Source organism: Niastella sp., from assembly GCF_045805085.1.
Taxonomy (GTDB): Bacteria; Bacteroidota; Bacteroidia; order Chitinophagales; family Chitinophagaceae; genus Niastella.
The window spans coordinates 1-3,311 of the sequence record NZ_JBJMLX010000331.1 but is presented as its reverse complement, the minus strand read 5'-3'; the positions used below and the strand labels follow the sequence as shown (position 1 = coordinate 3,311).

Below are 3,311 nucleotides of genomic sequence, written 5' to 3'. Positions count from 1 at the left end.
TTTTGCCTTTTGCCTTTTGCCTTTTGCCTTTTGCCTTTTGCCTTTTGCCTTTTGCCTTTTGCCTTTTGCCTTTTGCCTTTTGCCTTTTGCCTTTTGCCTTTTGCCTTCTGCCTTTTGCCTTTCTAAAACCACCTAAAGTAAGGCCGGCTGGTAAAGGGCGAAAAATGCCAGGGTATGGATAGAAAAATAATCAGCAATGCAATGGTAAACCAAATGGCCATTGTTTTGAACTTTTGCTGATCGGTGGTTTTTCTTTTGGTCTTTACAGAGCCAATGGTCAGCAGCACGATGGCAATCACCATCATAGTAATATGCTCCATACCAAAGAACCGGATCTCCCGCTGATGCACCGCCTCTTTAAAATAATTCAAAAAATACCGTACCACCGGGCTGATGAAATACAGGCTAATGCCTATTACCAATTGAATATGGGCGCTGGTTACCGCTACCATGCGGGTCCTGTTATCTATTTTTAAAAATGGCTTATTGCCTAACCAACCACTGTATGCCCGTACAATGGCAACCAGTAAACTAATTAAAACCAGCCAGCGAACCAGGGAATGTAGAATTAATAATGATTGATACATGCTACTGTGTTTTCAATGCCCAACTTTACTTAATACGTTGTTTTGAGGGTAATATCGATAAATTTGTACAACTACAATCAGCTAAATATTGTTCAATGGTCCTGAATTGCTTTGCCGGAAAGTCATACTTCATCTGTACAGGAATACTGTCCCTCTTCTTTTCATTGACGGGTTACTCGCAGGCGCAACATATAGATGGGCACTCACCTTACCCCGACACTTCCTATACCACCTGGAGCGCATTTGTAAATACCCGCAAAACCAATCCGGAGACCCAGATCGTGCCGGAACTGAAATCAGATAAAATAGCCGGGAAAAGAACTATCGTGTACCGGAATATGGGCGACAAGATCATCTTATGCTACGACGTCTTTTCACCCGCTGGTAAATCTGCCGTAAAACGACCCGCTATTGTAATCATTCATGGTGGTGGCTGGCGTTCGGGCAACCGTACCCAACACTATCCCCTCGCTCAGCATCTGGCAGCACGGGGTTATGTTTGCATTACCCCAGGTTACCGGTTGTCGACCGAAGCTCAATATCCGGCAGCCATATACGATCTGAAACAGGCTTTACGCCAGGTCGTTTACCATGCCGATCAATACAACATTGACACCAATAAAATTGCCGTACTGGGCTTTTCGGCCGGCGGTGAGCTGGCAGCTTTTCTCGCTACCACGGCAGGTGATCCAACGTTTGAAGGTAACATCTATAAAAAGGAATCCAAATCGGCCCCCATACATGCCCTGGTAGATATTGACGGCACGCTGTCCTTTACCCATCCCGAAACCGGGGAAGGCGACGATAGTAAAAAGATCTCTGCCGCCACCTATTGGTTAGGCTATTCTAAAAAAGACAGCCTGGCTTTATGGAATGAAGCGTCGCCGCTCACTCATGTTGGCCCACATACGCCACCTACCCTGTTCATCAACAGCGGCGTGGCCCGAATGCATGCCGGCCGCGAAGATTTTATTAAAGTGCTGAACCAATACAACATCTACGCTGAAGTAAAGACCTTTGAGAATGCCCCACATTCATTCTGTTTGTTCGATCCCTGGTTTAAGCCAACCGTAAACTATATTGATGATTTTTTAAAACGCGTATTTAAATAATGAAACAGCTTGCCTCCCTGCTTGCCCTTTCCTTTATGGGCCTCACCACATTACAGGCACAAACCGCCAATCCGCAACAGTACAAATATGATTTCACCGTGGCCAAAGATGGAACCGGCGATTACAAATACATCCAGGACGCCATCGACGCTATGCGGGTTTATCCCCTGGCGCCTATTACACTTTATATAAAGAATGGTGTATACAATGAAAAAATTGAACTCCCTGCCACCAATACCGATGTAACGTTTATTGGGGAAAGCGTTGACAAAACCATTATCGTTTTCAACGATTATTCAGGCCGCGGCAGGCTGACCACCTTCACTTCTTATACTGCAAAGATCTGCGGCAACCGTTTCCGGGCCGAGAACATTACTTTTTCCAACACTGCCGGTCCTGTAGGGCAGGCAGTGGCCCTGCATGTAGAAGCTGACAATGCGATGTTTATAAACTGTCGTTTCCTCGGCAACCAGGATACCATTTTTACCGGGGGAGAAACATCCCGCCAACTGTTTGTAAACTGCTACATCGAGGGAACCACCGATTTCATTTTCGGACCAGCCACTGTTGTTTTTCAGGGTTGTGAGATCCACAGCAAAACCAATTCATTTGTTACAGCCGCCAGCACTACCCATGGTAAGAAATTCGGGTATGTGTTTCTGGATTGTAAACTCACGGCAGACGATAGCGTAAAAAAAGTATTTCTGGGCCGGCCCTGGCGGGCGAATGCAAAAACAGTCTACCTGCGGTGCACCATGGGCAATCATATTGTTCCTGAAGGCTGGAACAATTGGAGCAACCCCGCCAATGAACAAACTACGTTTTATGCGGAATACAGGAACAGCGGCCCCGGGGCCGGGATCGCCAACCGCGCCAAATGGAGCCACCAGCTTACCGATAAAGAGGCCGCCAATTATACCCTGAACACTATTTTCAACAACGAGGGATCGGCCTTACCGGTAAATACCAAATGGTACCAGGAGCGGGGAACGAGGGCCTTCCAATGGCCTGCAAAATAACTACCCCCACTATGGATGGCACGCTTTGTTATGATAATTATTGCCTGAACACTAAAATCATAACATATGCAAAAGATCACGCCTTTCTTATGGTTTAACGACAATGCCGAAGAAGCAGTTAAACTGTATACTTCTATTTTCAAAAACTCAAAAATAAAAACGGTTACCCACTACACAGAGGCGGGTCCCGGCCCTAAGGGCAGCGTAATGACCATTTGCTTTGAACTGGATGGCAGCGAGTTCCTCGCATTGAACGGTGGCCCGGATTTCAAATTCACTGAGGCCATTTCATTCGTAGTGAATACGAACAGCCAGGAGGAACTGGATAACTTGTGGAACAAATTGATCGCCGATGGCGGACAACCCAGTCATTGCGGCTGGTTAAAAGACAAGTTCGGTTTATCATGGCAGATTGTTCCTTCCCGGTTAGGCGAGTGGTTAAGCGGGGATGGCAGGAAAGTCAAAAAAATGCAGGAGGTCCTGTTTAAAATGGACAAGCTTGACATTGCTACTTTGGAAAAAGCATATGAGGAGGCCTGATTTGATGGGGTACCAGTTCCCCAGTTTAACTTATCATTCTACAGTTAGGTTCT

The 3,311-nt window shown here is 46.3% G+C and carries 4 protein-coding genes; 3 read left to right on the top strand and 1 reads right to left on the bottom strand.

Annotation, left to right across the window (positions count from 1 at the left end; genetic code table 11):
* Positions 1-122 precede the first annotated feature (122 nt).
* Complete coding sequence (locus tag ACJ751_RS17475) at positions 123-587, bottom strand: hypothetical protein (RefSeq protein ID WP_407746809.1); 465 nt, start codon at positions 585-587, stop codon at positions 123-125.
* A 95-nt stretch (positions 588-682) separates the two neighbouring features.
* Between ACJ751_RS17475 and ACJ751_RS17470 the strand changes: the two genes are divergently transcribed.
* The 3 genes from ACJ751_RS17470 (at position 683) to ACJ751_RS17460 (ending at position 3,258) form a co-directional block, all read left to right on the top strand.
* Positions 683-1,699 (top strand): alpha/beta hydrolase, encoded by a 1,017-nt coding sequence (locus ACJ751_RS17470; RefSeq protein ID WP_407746808.1) that lies wholly within the window; start codon positions 683-685, stop codon positions 1,697-1,699.
* Complete coding sequence (locus ACJ751_RS17465) at positions 1,699-2,718, top strand: pectinesterase family protein (RefSeq protein ID WP_407746807.1); 1,020 nt, start codon at positions 1,699-1,701, stop codon at positions 2,716-2,718. The genes ACJ751_RS17470 and ACJ751_RS17465 overlap by 1 nt, the downstream gene beginning before the upstream one ends.
* A gap of 66 nt (positions 2,719-2,784) precedes the next feature.
* Complete coding sequence (locus tag ACJ751_RS17460; protein ID WP_407746806.1) at positions 2,785-3,258, top strand: VOC family protein; 474 nt, start codon at positions 2,785-2,787, stop codon at positions 3,256-3,258.
* The last annotated feature ends 53 nt before the right edge of the window (positions 3,259-3,311 follow it).